17 protein-coding genes are annotated in these 13,485 nt (G+C 63.0%); 11 read left to right on the top strand and 6 right to left on the bottom strand.

The genetic code is table 11. The features are described from left to right. The first annotated feature begins 49 nt into the window (after positions 1 to 49). From ACS5Q0_RS10315 to ACS5Q0_RS10305, 3 genes are all read left to right on the top strand, one after another. Positions 50 to 754, top strand: a complete 705-nt coding sequence (locus ACS5Q0_RS10315) for a GntR family transcriptional regulator (RefSeq protein ID WP_473126538.1) — start codon at positions 50 to 52, stop codon at positions 752 to 754. Between the two features lie 65 nt (positions 755 to 819). Then, the gene (locus ACS5Q0_RS10310) at positions 820 to 1,674 is read left to right on the top strand and encodes an ureidoglycolate lyase (RefSeq protein WP_473126537.1); all 855 of its coding nucleotides are present in this window, start codon (positions 820 to 822) and stop codon (positions 1,672 to 1,674) included. Between the two features lie 78 nt (positions 1,675 to 1,752). After that, entirely contained in the window at positions 1,753 to 2,673 is a 921-nt protein-coding gene (locus ACS5Q0_RS10305) for an NAD(P)-dependent oxidoreductase (RefSeq protein WP_473126536.1), read from the top strand. 336 nt (positions 2,674 to 3,009) lie between these two features. On the opposite strand, the gene ACS5Q0_RS10300 is transcribed toward ACS5Q0_RS10305, so the two are convergent. From ACS5Q0_RS10300 to ACS5Q0_RS10290, 3 genes are all read right to left on the bottom strand, one after another. Further along, complete coding sequence (locus tag ACS5Q0_RS10300) at positions 3,010 to 3,450, bottom strand: hypothetical protein (protein ID WP_473126535.1); 441 nt, start codon at positions 3,448 to 3,450, stop codon at positions 3,010 to 3,012. Between the two features lie 331 nt (positions 3,451 to 3,781). Beyond that, a complete protein-coding gene (locus ACS5Q0_RS10295) occupies positions 3,782 to 3,991 on the bottom strand; it encodes a hypothetical protein (RefSeq protein WP_473126534.1) in 210 nt (69 codons plus the stop codon). A gap of 393 nt (positions 3,992 to 4,384) precedes the next feature. Then, a complete protein-coding gene (locus ACS5Q0_RS10290) occupies positions 4,385 to 4,681 on the bottom strand; it encodes a hypothetical protein (protein WP_473126675.1) in 297 nt (98 codons plus the stop codon). On the opposite strand from ACS5Q0_RS10290, the gene ACS5Q0_RS10285 reads away from it, so the two are divergent. From ACS5Q0_RS10285 to ACS5Q0_RS10250, 8 genes are read left to right on the top strand one after another with little or no spacing between them, the layout of a single operon-like run. Beyond that, complete coding sequence (locus tag ACS5Q0_RS10285) at positions 4,670 to 4,900, top strand: periplasmic nitrate reductase, NapE protein (RefSeq protein WP_473126670.1); 231 nt, start codon at positions 4,670 to 4,672, stop codon at positions 4,898 to 4,900. The two genes, ACS5Q0_RS10290 and ACS5Q0_RS10285, sit on opposite strands and share 12 nt — an antisense overlap. 12 nt (positions 4,901 to 4,912) lie before the next feature. Further along, positions 4,913 to 5,203, top strand: a complete 291-nt coding sequence (locus tag ACS5Q0_RS10280; RefSeq protein ID WP_473126533.1) for a 4Fe-4S binding protein — start codon at positions 4,913 to 4,915, stop codon at positions 5,201 to 5,203. After that, complete coding sequence (locus tag ACS5Q0_RS10275) at positions 5,200 to 5,457, top strand: chaperone NapD (protein ID WP_473126532.1); 258 nt, start codon at positions 5,200 to 5,202, stop codon at positions 5,455 to 5,457. The genes ACS5Q0_RS10280 and ACS5Q0_RS10275 overlap by 4 nt, the downstream gene beginning before the upstream one ends. 6 nt (positions 5,458 to 5,463) lie before the next feature. Further along, a complete protein-coding gene (gene napA, locus ACS5Q0_RS10270) occupies positions 5,464 to 7,983 on the top strand; it encodes a periplasmic nitrate reductase subunit alpha (protein ID WP_473126531.1) in 2,520 nt (839 codons plus the stop codon). After that, complete coding sequence (locus ACS5Q0_RS10265; protein WP_473126530.1) at positions 7,980 to 8,453, top strand: nitrate reductase cytochrome c-type subunit; 474 nt, start codon at positions 7,980 to 7,982, stop codon at positions 8,451 to 8,453. The genes napA and ACS5Q0_RS10265 overlap by 4 nt, the downstream gene beginning before the upstream one ends. After that, complete coding sequence (locus ACS5Q0_RS10260; RefSeq protein WP_473126529.1) at positions 8,453 to 9,070, top strand: NapC/NirT family cytochrome c; 618 nt, start codon at positions 8,453 to 8,455, stop codon at positions 9,068 to 9,070. Before ACS5Q0_RS10265 ends, ACS5Q0_RS10260 begins: the two co-directional genes overlap by 1 nt. Positions 9,071 to 9,074: 4 nt before the next feature. Then, the gene (locus ACS5Q0_RS10255) at positions 9,075 to 9,620 is read left to right on the top strand and encodes a DUF4142 domain-containing protein (protein ID WP_473126528.1); all 546 of its coding nucleotides are present in this window, start codon (positions 9,075 to 9,077) and stop codon (positions 9,618 to 9,620) included. Beyond that, positions 9,617 to 10,885, top strand: coding sequence for a molybdopterin molybdotransferase MoeA (locus tag ACS5Q0_RS10250; protein ID WP_473126527.1), 1,269 nt, complete (start codon positions 9,617 to 9,619; stop codon positions 10,883 to 10,885). Before ACS5Q0_RS10255 ends, ACS5Q0_RS10250 begins: the two co-directional genes overlap by 4 nt. A 235-nt stretch (positions 10,886 to 11,120) precedes the next feature. On the opposite strand, the gene ACS5Q0_RS10245 is transcribed toward ACS5Q0_RS10250, so the two are convergent. From ACS5Q0_RS10245 to ACS5Q0_RS10235, 3 genes are all read right to left on the bottom strand, one after another. After that, positions 11,121 to 12,041 (bottom strand): hypothetical protein, encoded by a 921-nt coding sequence (locus ACS5Q0_RS10245; protein WP_473126526.1) that lies wholly within the window; start codon positions 12,039 to 12,041, stop codon positions 11,121 to 11,123. Further along, the gene (locus ACS5Q0_RS10240) at positions 12,038 to 12,382 is read right to left on the bottom strand and encodes a metal-sulfur cluster assembly factor (RefSeq protein ID WP_473126525.1); all 345 of its coding nucleotides are present in this window, start codon (positions 12,380 to 12,382) and stop codon (positions 12,038 to 12,040) included. The genes ACS5Q0_RS10245 and ACS5Q0_RS10240 overlap by 4 nt, the downstream gene beginning before the upstream one ends. 145 nt (positions 12,383 to 12,527) lie before the next feature. Beyond that, positions 12,528 to 13,226 carry a Crp/Fnr family transcriptional regulator gene (locus ACS5Q0_RS10235; RefSeq protein ID WP_473126524.1) on the bottom strand — a complete coding sequence of 233 codons (699 nt, stop codon included), beginning with the start codon at positions 13,224 to 13,226 and terminating at the stop codon, positions 12,528 to 12,530. Between the last annotated feature and the right edge of the window lie 259 nt (positions 13,227 to 13,485).

Raw genomic sequence — 13,485 nt, 5'->3', positions numbered from 1 at the left:
GCATTGCCGGGACATTCCGCTCAGACTTCAACCTTGCGCTGGTCGCGTCATGAACAAGATCGAAAAAATCACTGCGGCAACCTCGGTCTATGAGAGGCTTCGCCAGGACATCCTCAACGGCGAGTTGCGACCGGGCCAGAAGCTCCTGATCGATTTCGTCTCCGAGCGCTATGGCGCAGGCCTCAACCCGGTTCGCGAGGCTCTCAACCGCCTGTCGTCGGAAGGGCTGGTCGAGCGGAAGGATCAGCGCGGCTTCTTCGTGCCGCCGGTGAGCATCGAGGGTTGGCGTGAGCTGGTGAAGACCCGATGCTGGCTGGAGGGCAAGGCGCTTGAGGAATCCGTCAGGAACGGCGATCAGGCTTGGGAGGAGCGCATCGTCGTCGCCTTCCACCACCTGTCCCGCACGCCTTGGAAACTGTCCGAGGAGGATGCGAGCACCAACCCGGCCTGGGAGGAGAGGCACCGCGCGTTCCACCTGGCCCTCATCGTCGCGTGCGGCTCCTCGATCCTGATCGGAATCTGCGGCGACCTCATGGACCAGGCGCAGCGATACCGTTTCATCTCCGTGGCCTCGAGCCACCCCTATCGGAATGCTTTGGAGGAGCATCGAGGAATCATGGAGGCGGCGCTCGACCGCAGGATGGATCTCGCCGTCGAGCTGCTCGTGGAGCATTACCAGACCACCCTCCGGCGCATTGAAGAACAGATCCAGCCTTCGCCCAAGATCAGGCTCGATCCTCCCTCGTCGGCCTGAGAAGGTGAGGGCACCCGCCGTTTCGTCAACCCCAAGTCTCAAACTCACAGGAGCAAGAAGATCCCATGAAGCTGTTGCGCTATGGTTCCCCCGGTCAAGAGAAGCCTGGAATGCTTGACCGAGATGGTAAGATCCGAGACCTTTCGGGCATCGTCGCCGATATTGCCGGTGACGCCCTCACTCCTGCGGGGATCGAGCGGCTGCGCAGCATCGATCCCTCTACGCTGCCGCGTGTCGAGGGGAATCCGCGCATCGGCCCCTGCGTCGGACAGGTCGGCAAGTTCATCTGCATCGGCCTCAACTATTCCGACCATGCGGCGGAATCGGGCATGACCGTGCCGCCCGAGCCCATCATCTTCATGAAGGCGACGAGCGCCATCTGCGGTCCGAACGACGGCATCGAGATTCCGCGCGGGTCCGAGAAAACCGATTGGGAGGTCGAGCTCGGCATCGTGATCGGCAAGGCGGCCAAGTACGTCGACGAGGCACGGGCGCTCGACCATGTCGCCGGATACTGCGTCATCAATGACGTCTCGGAGCGCACCTTTCAGGCCGAACGCTCCGGCCAGTGGACCAAGGGCAAGAGCGCGGACACCTTCGGTCCGATCGGCCCCTGGCTCGTCACGCCGGATGAGGTTCCCGATCCGCAGAACCTGCGCATGTGGCTCGACGTGGACGGAAAGCGTTTCCAGAACGGCAGCACCGAAACCATGGTCTATGGAGCCGCTTTCGTCGTGAGCTATCTGAGCCAGATCATGAGCCTCCAGCCGGGCGACGTCATCGCGACGGGTACGCCACCGGGCGTCGGAATGGGCCAGAAGCCGTCGGTTTACTTGCGTCCCGGCAACCGGGTCCGGCTCGGGATCGAAGGCCTCGGCGAGCAGGAGCAACTCGTCAGGAGCTGGAGCGGGCAGGGCTGAGCCTCTGGAGGACAAGGGGCGGCTTTTCCTGACGAGAGGCCGCTCCACTAAGGTTGTGCGAAGGATCAGGAGGCCTCAGTGAAAATCGGGATCATTGGACTTGGACGCATGGGCGCGGCCCTCGCAACACGACTCCAGAGTTGCGGCCACGACCTCGTGGTTTGGAATCGCACGCCCGACAAGGCCAAGAGCCTGATCGATGCGGGCGCTGTTCTCGGTGACACGCCGGCCGCGTTGGTGGCGCAGACCGAGGCAATCATCACCTGCCTTCGGGACGCGGAGGCGCTGGAGACCGTTTTCAGCGGCGAGCAAGGCATTCTGTCCGCAGATGTGAAAGGCAAACTTTTCATCGAAATGAGCACGGTCCAGCCGAAGATCCAGCGCGCCCTGGCGGAGCGGGTCGCAGCGAAGGGCGGAGCCTATGTGGAATGCCCGGTGAGCGGCTCCACCGGCCCCGCTCGCGAGGGGCGGCTGATCGGACTCGTCGGCGGAGAGACGGAGGATGTCGCCCGGGCCCGCCCCATCCTCGAGCAACTCTGCCGCCGCATCGAACATGCGGGGCCGGTCGGTTCGGGGGCCAGTCTGAAGCTTGCCGTGAACCTGCCGCTCATCGTCTATTACCAAGCGCTGGGCGAGGCATATTCGCTATGCCGTCATCTCGGCATCGAGCCCGAACGGATCATCGACCTGTTCTCCGACACATCCGGCGGCGCCAACATTCTGAAGGCGCGCGGAGCCATGGTTGCGAAAGGAATGCGCGGCGACGATCCCCAGCCCGTCACCTTCGATGTGGATTCATTCCGGAAGGATCTGCGCACGATGGTAGCCGAGGGCGAGGAGCTCGGCCTGTCGCTCCCCGTCGTCGAAAGGGCTCTGTCGGTCTATGACGAAGCAAGCCGCAACGGGTGGGGAGAGCGGGATGGAACCAGCCTTGCTGGATACTGGGCGAGCCGCTCAACCCGCAAGACGGCGGAAACGGGAGCGGAGACCGGCATCTGACCGGCTAGAGCATTTTCGGCGAAGTGGATCCGGTTCGCCGAAAAAGCTCCAGGCTTCCAGGCGTTGCGAGATGACGGAGGCGATTGTGTCGTGTTCCTCGATGCAGTCCTGGAGGACGTGCGAAGGAAACGTTCTCCCGCGTCCCTGCGTCGGATGTGCAGCGCTATGCCAGCTTCCATGAACTTCGGAGCACTCGGCAGTCCTTGCGGAGCGGTGATCTCGTACCCAGCCGGATGAGCGCGCAGAGCGGCCTCCTGTCTGGCGCTGGGGCCGTCACTCCGTCATCAACGGAACACTACGCATTCCAACATTGAAACGATCGAAGGCGAGCCCAGGTCAGAGGGCGGATTCGGTGCTTTGGAGCAGCGCCATGGATTGAGCAATTCGTGCCTTGCTTTGGGAGACCTGTTCCCTCGATTGGGCAACGAGCATGGCGGCGGCGAGACTGGCGCCGGAGCAGACCTGGAACAGCTTGTCCAGCGGTGGATCTCCGTCCGCTTTCCTGCCCTTGCCTGGAAGGTCGATGCGCGCGGAGAACGTCGACATGTTGCGCACGGAAAGGGATCCGCCTTCATCCGGGAGGCGGCATGGGTCCTTCACAGCAGGACCGCTCCTGAGACTGCTCCGATGTTCATCGAGAGCGGCAATGGCCGCCCTGGCATCGTTCAGCCATTGTTCCTTGAGCTGCCGAGGCTCTCGGTCCCAGCCTCGCGCGCAATCCTGAAGGCTGTAGAAAGCGCGGGCGACCGCCTCGATCTCATCCTTGCTCCCGACCATCGCACGTTCCTTGCGCACGTTCCTTGGGTTTCCGTGCAGAACGTAAAAGCAAATTGGTCCGAATTTGGATGATAAGGCCTACTCCCTCCGCAATGATCGCGCGACCATCCTCAGGGAGTAACACAAAGGATCAGGCTCTAGCGAGATCGAGAAGTAGAATGGCGAAATCATTCCTTTCGTACTTATCTTGCTCACATCTTGAAGCGCAGTTCGCCCTACACTGTGAATATAATGATGTCTGCCTTGAATTGCTCATCCAGGTTCAGACCAATGCCACCGGGCGCAGCGGCGGTCTGTACCTGTCCAAGGGAGTGACAGGTGCCCGTCACTATCAGGCCGAAATTCCGGGCAATGTGATAACCCGCCTCAAGGCTGGAGTCTGCCGCAGGATCGGGCTGGTCCTTGCCGGGAACCTGGAACGCAGTGCGAGATCGGCACTCTCGCTGCCGTCTTCACGCAGGAAAGCTCCACCAGCTTCAATCGAGACATCGACGAGGAATGCGGGCTTGAAATCAAAAGTTGCTTCGGCGCCGACGAACATGCCGTGTGCGCTCACGTTGAGGCGCTGCTCGAAGTCGTTCCGGAAGAAGACGGCATAACCCCTGAAGTGATGCGGAAGCCTCCCCTGCACCGGCAGAACCTGTCAGAGTCAGAGGGACAGGGATCGGGAGCAGAAGCTCTGTCCTCGAGCAAGTCTCACGTGATTTGCTTGCAGGATATTTTTGGGATGAGGATGGCTGTGACTTCGCCGTCACAACGCGTGCGGGATTTTCATGAGGACACGGATTGAAGAGCTTAGAACGGGCGGATTTGTGCGCGACCTGCTGCAATTCCTGCAATCTTTGTTGTGAATCGTGGGTTGCAAATCGGGTTCTGGCTCAAGTGCCGACTTGCGTTTCATGTTGAGGCCGGCGGTCGCCGATGAATCAACGACTTAGCTGGATCTGACGGGCAGAATACAGCGGTTCATTTGAGACGGGTTGTACTCGTCGAGTGGTTTCCCCCAGCGTGAAATCATCATTTTTCTTTGTGTTTTCCGCGCTTTTTGTCGGCGCACCGAATCCACTTCGCCAACAAATGGGCTAGAATTCCACAAAGCATGCAGGCTGGCGTCTGCATTGCTCGTCTTGTTGTGGAGTCCAAATTGATCGGTGCCCTTGTTGGCGGGGTGCTGCCGGAAGCCGGTGTGCTCCTCGACGAAGGTCCAGTCCCATACCCGATGGTGGAACAACCTCGGCCCTTGTACGTTTCGATCCAAATTGGGGTACGCTTAGAATCCTATGCCATGCGGTCAGAAATTCTAGAACCAAGCCAAAAGCGGCGTGAGGCGCTGACGTTTTTCATCCTTGCAGTCCTGATTTGGCCCTTCATCGCAGTCGGGATCGTTGCCGGGTGGGGATTTCTCGTCTGGATGTACTATCTTTTCACTGGTCCTCCGGGCCCGGTATGACGGACGCCCGCCATGCCCGACATTCCCGATCCAAGCCGCCGACGTTTCCTGCTCGGCCATCTTACGCCCGCAAGGGCTGCACATCCTTCCTCCGCTGCCATTGATCCGTCCTGTCTCGCGTTTCAGGGGGTGACCTGCATGAGTTGTCGGGATGCCTGCCCGTCAGGCGCCGTGCGCTTCGAGCTTGCCCTTGGCGGCGCCCGTCCACGGGTCGAAACAGACCATTGTACCGGTTGCGGTGACTGTTCCCGGGCCTGTCCTGCGGACGCCATTCACCTCTCAGCCCTCGAGGAGGTTTCATGAGCGGCGAATGCCATATTTCCAGTCTCGTGGTCCACAGCCGTCCGGATTGCGTTCCGATGATCGTGGAGCGTCTCAGCCGGGTCGAGGGTGCCGAGGTTCATGGCGGTCAGGAGACAGGCAAGCTGATCGTCACGCTCGAAACAGAGACCGAGCACCAGGTCGTCGAACGCATCAACGCGATTCAGCTTCTCGAAGGCGTCCTCGCCGCCACTCTCGTCTTCCATCACTTCGAGCCTGTTCAAGAGCGGAAATAAGCAATCATGGATCTTACACGCCGCACCCTTCTCAAGGCCCAAGCCGCCGCGGCGGCGGCAGCCGCCGCGAATGTCGCCCTTCCGGCCGATGCCCAGAACATCGCGGCTGGCGAGGACATCCAGCTCCAATGGTCAAAGGCGCCCTGCCGTTTCTGCGGGACAGGCTGCGGCGTGATGGTGGCGGTAAAGGATGGTCGGGTCGTTGCGACCCACGGCGACATGCAGGCGGAGGTCAACCGCGGCCTCAACTGCGTGAAAGGGTACTTTCTGTCGAAGATCATGTACGGATCGGACCGCCTGACCCAGCCGCTCATGCGCATGAGGAACGGGCAATTCGCCAAGGATGGTGAGTTCCAGCCGGTCTCGTGGGATCAGGCCTTCGACGAGATGGCCCGGCAGTGGAAGCGCGTGCTGAAGGAGAAAGGGCCCGAGGCCGTCGGCATGTTCGGTTCCGGCCAATGGACCATCTGGGAGGGTTATGCGGCCTCCAAGCTCATGCGCGCGGGCTTTCGCACCAACAATCTCGATCCGAATGCCCGGCACTGCATGGCCTCGGCCGCCGTCACCTTCATCCGCACCTTCGGCATGGACGAGCCGATGGGGTGCTACGACGACTTCGAGCACGCGGATGCCTTCGTGCTCTGGGGCTCGAACATGGCGGAGATGCATCCGATCCTCTGGACCCGGGTGACCGACCGCCGCCTCAGCCATCCCCATGTGCGGATCGCGACGCTCTCCACCTACGAGCATCGCACAACGGATCTGTCCGACATGGCGCTGATCTTCAAGCCGGGCTCGGACCTCGCAATCCTGAACTACATCGCCAACTACATCATCCAGACCGGAGCGGTGAACCGCGAATTCGTGGAGAAGCACTGCAACTTCCGCCTGGCCAATACCGATATCGGCTACGGCCTGCGGCCCGACAACGTACTGGAGCAACGGGCTCAGCACGCCAACGATGCACAGGTCTCTCAAGCATCGAACTTCGACGACTACGCGAGGCTTGTCAGCCAATACACCGTCGAGAAGGCCTCCGAGCTGTCCGGTGTACCAAAGGAGCGTCTTGAGGCTCTGGCGCGCCTCTATGCCGACCCGAAGACCAAGGTCATGTCGCTCTGGACCATGGGATTCAACCAGCATGTGCGCGGCGTCTGGGCCAACCACATGGTCTATAATCTGCACCTGCTCACGGGGAAAATCTCCGAGCCGGGCAACTCTCCGTTCTCGCTCACCGGCCAGCCTTCGGCCTGCGGCACGGCTCGTGAGGTCGGCACCTTCAGCCACCGCCTGCCCGCCGACATGCAGGTCAACAATCCCGAGCATCGCAAACATGCGGAGGAGCTGTGGAAGCTGCCGCACGGATTGCTGCCGGAGAAGGTCGGCTACCATGCCGTGCAGCAGGACCGCATGCTCAAGGACGGCAAGCTCAATGCCTACTGGATCATGTGCAACAACAACCTCCAGACGGCGCCGAACACCAACAACGAGACCTATCCCGGATACCGGAACCCAGCGAATTTCGTGGTGGTCTCCGACGCCTATCCGACCGTCACCGCCATGGCGGCGGACCTGATCCTGCCCGCGGCCATGTGGGTGGAAAAGGAGGGAGCCTACGGCAATGCGGAGAGGCGCACCCATTTTTGGCACCAGCTCGTCAACGCGCCCGGCGAGGCACGTTCCGACCTCTGGCAGCTGATGGAGTTCTCCAAGCGCTTCACCACGGACGAGGTCTGGCCGCAGGCGATTCTCGATGCCAATCCGGACTTCAAGGGCAAGAGCCTGTTCGACGTGCTCTTCAGAAACGGCAATGTCGAGAAGTTCCCCCTGTCGGAGATCGACCCCGCCTACGAGAACCGCGAGTCGAAGGCCTTCGGATTCTACGTTCAGAAGGGTCTGTTCGAGGAATACGCCAGCTTCGGCCGCGGCCATGGTCACGATCTGGCGCCCTTCGAAACCTACCACGAGGTGAGGGGGCTCCGGTGGCCCGTCGTCAACGGCCAGGAAACGCGCTGGCGCTACCGGGAGGGCTACGATCCTTACGTGGAGAAGGGCAGCGGCCTGCAATTCTACGGCAACCCGGACAAGAAGGCCAACATCCTCGGGGCACCTTATGAGCCGCCGGCCGAGGCTCCCGACGGCGAATACGATCTCTGGCTCGTCACCGGCCGCGTGCTGGAGCATTGGCATTCCGGCTCCATGACCCTGCGCGTGCCGGAGCTCTACAAGGCATTCCCGGGGGCGGTGCTGTTCATGCATCCGGACGATGCGGCCAAGCGCAACCTGCGCCGCGGCCAGGAGGTGCGGCTCGTCTCCCGCCGTGGGGAAATCCGCACCCGTGTCGAGACGCGCGGGCGCAACAGGATGCCCCCTGGCGTCGTCTTCGTTCCATTCTTCGACGCCAGTCAGCTCATCAACAAGGTCACGCTCGACGCAACGGACCCGATCTCGAAACAGACCGACTTCAAGAAATGCGCCGTGAAGGTCGTCGCGGCCGCGACTGCGGATGCCGGGAGCCTGCCATGAAGCGGATCGTCTTTGCCTTCCTTATCGGCGCCGTGCCCTGTCTCTCTGCGGGTGTCCTTCTGGCGCAGGATGCTCCCCGCCTGCGCGGGCCGGACCCCTTCACCAAGGAAACCCCGGCTCCGCCCATGCAGCGTCAGGTCACGGACGATGTCCGCGTGCGCCGGAACTATCCCGACCAACCTCCAGTGATCCCGCACGCAATCGAAGGTTACGCCCTCGACCTGAACGCCAACAAGTGCATGTCCTGCCATGCCCGCAAGTTCACGGAGCAGAGCCAGGCGCCGATGATCAGCGTGACGCACTACCAGGACAGGGCGGGGAATACTCTCGGGGGACTGGCGCCACGGCGCTATGTCTGCGTGTCGTGCCATGTCCCGCAGACGATGGCGAACCCCCTCGTGGAGAATATCTTCACTGACATGGATGCCATCGCCGAGCCCGAGCGGCAGCCTGAACGGGGGCGGCGCTGATGGCGGCGGGGATCACGCGAGCATGGGGCTGGTTTCGGGCAAACCCCTGGGTCAGGACGGCACTGAAGCCGCCGGTCTATCTCAGCCTCGGCTTTCTCACCCTCGGCGGCTTCGTCGCCGGCGTCATTTTCTGGGGCGCCTTCAACACGGCGCTGGAGCTCACCAATACCGAGAAGTTCTGCACCAGCTGTCATGAGATGAAGACCAACGTCTTCGAGGAGCTGAAGGGCACGATCCACTTCACGAACCGCTCGGGCGTGCGCGCCACCTGCCCGGATTGCCATGTCCCGCACAACTGGACCAACAAGATCGCCCGCAAGATGCAGGCCTCAAAAGAGGTGTGGGGGCACATCTTCGGATCGATCGACACCCGCGAGAAGTTCCTCGCCCTGCGCAAGCATCTCGCCGAGCGGGAATGGGAGCGCATGAAGGCAAACGACTCCCTGGAGTGCCGTAACTGCCACAGCTCGGAGTCGATGGACCTAACGAAACAGAACCCGCGCGCGGCTGCCGCGCACGAGCGCTTCCTGTTTACGGGTGAAAAAACCTGTATCGACTGCCATAAGGGCATCGCGCATCGTCTGCCCGATATGTCGGGCGTTCCCGGATGGCAGTAAGCCCATGAATGCTTTCAGATCTATCGTTCTCATCGTCGCGCTCGGAGCCGCGCTCCCTGTTGTTTCCTCTGCTTCGGCGCAGAGCCAGGGGGCATCCGGCGCCGCTGCCCAGACCCGCTCCGTCGAGCCGCAGGAATTCCTGCGGCTCGCCTATAGCTCGGCCTCCCTTCAGAGCCAGGCCGCCACGCTGGCCGCTGGCAGGGACACAAGACCCGAAGTTAAGGGATACGCCGCCGCCGCGGCCGATTTTCGCGCCAACCTCCTGCAGCGGATCGAAGCCTTCGCCCGGGAGCGGAGCATCCCGCTTCCATCCGTGAAGGAGTTTGAGCATCAGGTCATCATCGAGAACTTGGAGCCGCTCGATTATCTCGCCTTGAGTCGGCGCTACGCGGAGGTGCAGGTGCAAGCCCTGGAGCAGGAAATCGAGATCTACCGGGCGGCGAGCCAGAGCGCAGATCAAGGTGTCAAAGCTTTCGCGTCCCAAACTCTCCCGGATTTGGAGCGGCAACACTCGGAAGCCCGAAAGATGCACGAGGCCGTCAAGCCTTGAACCATCAGAACGCCCTTGCGGTGGAACGCTCCCCTTGTGACGGGGCGGCCGGCCTGATCTCCATCGAGGAAGCCCGGACTCGGGCGGCGGCTTGCGCGATACCTGTCGCGGAGACCGAGGATGTCGCCGTCAGTCAGGCCCTCGGGCGGATCGTGGCTCGACCTGTTGCCGCAAGCCTGCCGCTGCCGCCCTTCGACCAATCGGCCATGGACGGTTATGCCTTGGCCACGGGGGATGGCCTCCCGGCGGGTTCCGTCCTCACGGTGACCGGACGTATGGCCGCCGGTGACAGAATGCAGGCGCTGCCGCGTGGGGCCGCCATGCGCATTCTGACAGGCGCCATGATTCCGCCCGGCGCCGACGCGGTCGTCATGCAGGAGAACGTGACGCGGGCCGGAGGAAAGATCATTCTGTCCCGCATGGCGCGGTTTGGCGACAACATCCGCCGCCGCGGGGAGGACGTCCAGGCTGGTGAGATTCTGCTCGCTGACGGCGTTCGCATCGACCCACGCCATGTGGCGCTCCTGGCGGCTCAGGGGCATGACCGGGTTTGCGTTCGTCGAGCTCTGCGCGTGGCGGTGCTCTCGACCGGCAACGAACTTCACTCGCAGGACGAGGCACTGTCCGAGGCCTCTTGTTTCGACTCGAACCGGCCCATGATCCTCGCCCTGGTCCGTCAGGCTGGGGCTTTGATCGTTGACGGCGGCATCGTCCGAGACGATCCCCGGCTGATCGTGCAGACGCTCAGGCGGCTTGCTGCCGAATGTGACCTGATCGTCAGCACAGGCGGCGTCTCGGTTGGCGACGAGGATTATTCCCAGCGGGCTCTCACGATGGCAGGCGGCGCGGGCGAGCAGCTTCGGATCGCGCTGAAGCCCGGTAAGCCCGCAGCAATTGGCCGGATAGGGCGGGCGGTCTACCTGGGATTACCTGGAAATCCGGTTGCCGCCCTGGTCTCGTGGCTGCTGCTGGGCGGGGCCGTGCTCGCTGTCCTGGAGGGCCGTCAGGTGCGGCCTCTGGCCGGCCTGCGCCTGCCTTTGGCACATGTTTTCGAACGGCGTCCCGGACGTACCGAATTCGCGCCGGCCCGCCTTGTTCAGACCGCCGATGGTCAGGCGGTCGAAATCCTGGGGCGCGGGGGATCCGCACGGCTGAAGCCGCTCGCGCTGGCCGACGGGCTGGTGCGCATCGACCCGCTCCATGCCCCGGTTCAGCAGGGCGATGCGGTTATCTTTCATCCGTTCCGGGACGGCTTCTCGGCCTGATCGAGCGCCTGGGAAACCAGGGGCTCGTCGCGGACGGACGCTGGTCTTCATCAGGTCGGAGATTCCTGCGAGCGTTCCATGTCGCGATGGCCGCGCCACCAGCAAAGCTGGCAAGAGCCACAACGGTAATGATCCCACTCCCTTGTCGGCCGACCTCCCAGCTGGCGAGCCCGGCGCCCACCCGCAGAGCGACGGAGGCGTGCAGCAGGAGCAGGGGGATGTAGAGGAAGGAGGCTTAACCCACCCGGATCCGCGCCACAGCCGGCAGGATGATGAGCGCATGTCCGAACACCATCGAGAGGACGAATCCGATCAGGATGGCATGCAAGGCGATGTCGTACCCGTAGGCAAAACCGCCGGCCGAAAAGGCGATCAGGACCGTTCCAGCCACACCCAGCCATGCATAGCCAGCCAGCATGCAGAAGCCCATGAAGCGTGGCTGACGCGTCCGCCGGACATTCAGGCGGGCGATGTCGTGCCGCAGGAGCCAAAGGGTGGAGACGAGCAGGGAAGATCCGACCAGGATGGCGCCACTTTCGGTCATGATGCCCCTCTGTGCACCCATCACGAGCAGGCTGACGGCGAACAGGAACAGGACCTCGCCACCCCGCCGCCGCGGCATGAGGCGGCTGAGTTCCAGGCGCTCACCCACGATGGTCAGGATCAGGAACGCCAGCCACCAGCCCACCAGGTCCGATATCGAATTGCCCACAAGCCATAGGACATTTCCGGCCAGCCACGCGAGCGCGCCAAGCAGGAGAATGCCCGTAAACAGGGCCGGCTGCTGGATCGTGATCAGCAACGACCCGCCAGCCAGCATGAGGGCTGCGGCCGTGTACGCTCCGGCCCCTATGGGCTCCGGCGCACCGGCAATCAGAGCCAGCGTTCCCAGCCCGGCGAAGGCTGGGGCGGCGTAGCTCCATCTTTGGCCCAGCGCGACCGCGCGTTCCAGGCTGATCAGGGTCCCGAACAATCCGGAGATCATCAACGGCCCATGCAGGGCGGCAAGGGCTGCGCCATGGGCCAGCGTCCAGCCGAGCCGCCCCGCCGCACCCCACAAACCGGCAATCAAGGCCAAGGCGCCGAGAGCCAGAAGAGTGATGCGCACACCTATGCGGGGCCGGGAGACGGCTCCGATGGCGGGGACGCCTTTCATTGCGCCTCCTCTCGGGGAGGACGGCCAAGGAGCTCCAAGCCCCGTTCGGTGATGCGCTCCGGGCTCCAGGGTGGGTTCCACACCATTGTGACGGCGATCCGTGCCGCATCCTGAAACCGGCGTGCCAGACGCTCGCGCGCGTCTTCTGCGATGATCTCGCCGAGCGGACAGGCTCTGGTCGTGAGGGTGAGCGCCACCTCGATGCCGTTGGCGTGGCGGGTCGCCTGATAGACGAGGCCGAGATCGACCACGCTCAGGCCAACCTCTGGATCCATAACCTCCTGGAGGCAATCCAGGATGTCGGGATCGAGCGGCAGAATGCCGGTTGGGTATCGGGTCATGACTTTCCCCTCTTGAGAGGATTCGACCTTCACCTGCGGATCCGGATTCCTCTTTGCCCCTGCGCAAATGTTCCGGAAAATTCCATGAGACTGGCGGCAGAGCGGACAGCCGGGACAGTCGGGACCCGTTGTTGTGCCGGGCCTGCTAGCCGGACGAACCCTCGGCGAGCATGAACAGTTTGTGGGGTTCGCGAACGACGATCCTTTGCCGTCCCCCCTCAACCAGCCCCTGACTGTCCCAGGCGCTCAGGACACGGCTTACGGTGTGCAGCGTGGCTCCAGTCATCTCGGCCACATCCTGGCGCGTGATCGGAAAATCGATCTGGACCCCTGCTTCGACCTTCCGACCGGCTTGCTGGGCGAGGCGGAGCAGCGCGTGCGCGATGCGGCGCTCGACCTGCTCCGTCGACATCTCAACGACCCGGGTATGGGCGTCCTGGAGCCGGTTGCCCACCGTCTGAAGCGTATTGATCGCCAGTCCAGGGTGCGTGGCCACGAGACGCGGCCACGCGGCGGACGGCCAGAGCAGAGCGACGCTGTCCTCCACCGCCATCGCGGTCGCCGGATACGTGCTTCGCCCAATCGCCATGGCCACGCCGAAGACCTCGCCGGGCGCGACGAAGCGGACGACGACCTGCTGGCCATCGGGGGTGAGCTTGAAGACGCGCAGATGGCCATGCAGAAGGATAAAGAAGGAATGCGCCTCCTCGTCCTGCTGGAACACCGCTGTCCCCTTGGGATAACGCACAGAGCGGGCCTCGGACAGCAGGGTGTCGAGGTCGGCGTCCCTCAGACCGGAGAACAAGGGCAGTCCCTTGATGAGGGAGCGGTCGATGCTAGGCACGGGCTTTCTCCTGCATGGCTGGAAGGCCCGCCTGAAACCCGGACGGGACTTTCAATGAAAACCCATACGCCGTTTGCTCCTGTTGCGAATTGATCCTGCTCAAGCGGAAAAGGCCCGGGATGAGGCCCGGGCCTGGGGGTCAGGCCCGGACTTTTCATCAGATCGGATCACTTCGGTCAGTGACCGCTGGTCGACATGGCCGACTTCTCGGGGTTGTGGTCTTTGAAGATCGCGGCGTTCTCAGGACCTTCCACCTGAA

The sequence above is a fragment of the Microvirga sp. HS2 genome (assembly GCF_055792805.1).
Note: the sequence above shows the minus strand (reverse complement) of the source record. Positions and strands in the feature narration are given on the sequence as shown.

What these genes read in the sequence shown, in the direction of transcription:
- ACS5Q0_RS10315 (WP_473126538.1), top strand. Translation starts at nt 50, where the DNA reads ATGAACAAGATCGAAAAAATCACTGCGGCAACCTCGGTCTATGAGAGG.
- ACS5Q0_RS10310 (WP_473126537.1), top strand. Translation starts at nt 820, where the DNA reads ATGAAGCTGTTGCGCTATGGTTCCCCCGGTCAAGAGAAGCCTGGAATG.
- ACS5Q0_RS10300 (WP_473126535.1), bottom strand. Translation starts at nt 3,450, where the DNA reads ATGGTCGGGAGCAAGGATGAGATCGAGGCGGTCGCCCGCGCTTTCTAC.
- ACS5Q0_RS10295 (WP_473126534.1), bottom strand. Translation starts at nt 3,991, where the DNA reads ATGTTCGTCGGCGCCGAAGCAACTTTTGATTTCAAGCCCGCATTCCTC.
- ACS5Q0_RS10285 (WP_473126670.1), top strand. Translation starts at nt 4,670, where the DNA reads ATGGTGGAACAACCTCGGCCCTTGTACGTTTCGATCCAAATTGGGGTA.
- ACS5Q0_RS10280 (WP_473126533.1), top strand. Translation starts at nt 4,913, where the DNA reads ATGCCCGACATTCCCGATCCAAGCCGCCGACGTTTCCTGCTCGGCCAT.
- ACS5Q0_RS10275 (WP_473126532.1), top strand. Translation starts at nt 5,200, where the DNA reads ATGAGCGGCGAATGCCATATTTCCAGTCTCGTGGTCCACAGCCGTCCG.
- napA (WP_473126531.1), top strand. Translation starts at nt 5,464, where the DNA reads ATGGATCTTACACGCCGCACCCTTCTCAAGGCCCAAGCCGCCGCGGCG.
- ACS5Q0_RS10265 (WP_473126530.1), top strand. Translation starts at nt 7,980, where the DNA reads ATGAAGCGGATCGTCTTTGCCTTCCTTATCGGCGCCGTGCCCTGTCTC.
- ACS5Q0_RS10260 (WP_473126529.1), top strand. Translation starts at nt 8,453, where the DNA reads ATGGCGGCGGGGATCACGCGAGCATGGGGCTGGTTTCGGGCAAACCCC.
- ACS5Q0_RS10255 (WP_473126528.1), top strand. Translation starts at nt 9,075, where the DNA reads ATGAATGCTTTCAGATCTATCGTTCTCATCGTCGCGCTCGGAGCCGCG.
- ACS5Q0_RS10245 (WP_473126526.1), bottom strand. Translation starts at nt 12,041, where the DNA reads ATGAAAGGCGTCCCCGCCATCGGAGCCGTCTCCCGGCCCCGCATAGGT.
- ACS5Q0_RS10240 (WP_473126525.1), bottom strand. Translation starts at nt 12,382, where the DNA reads ATGACCCGATACCCAACCGGCATTCTGCCGCTCGATCCCGACATCCTG.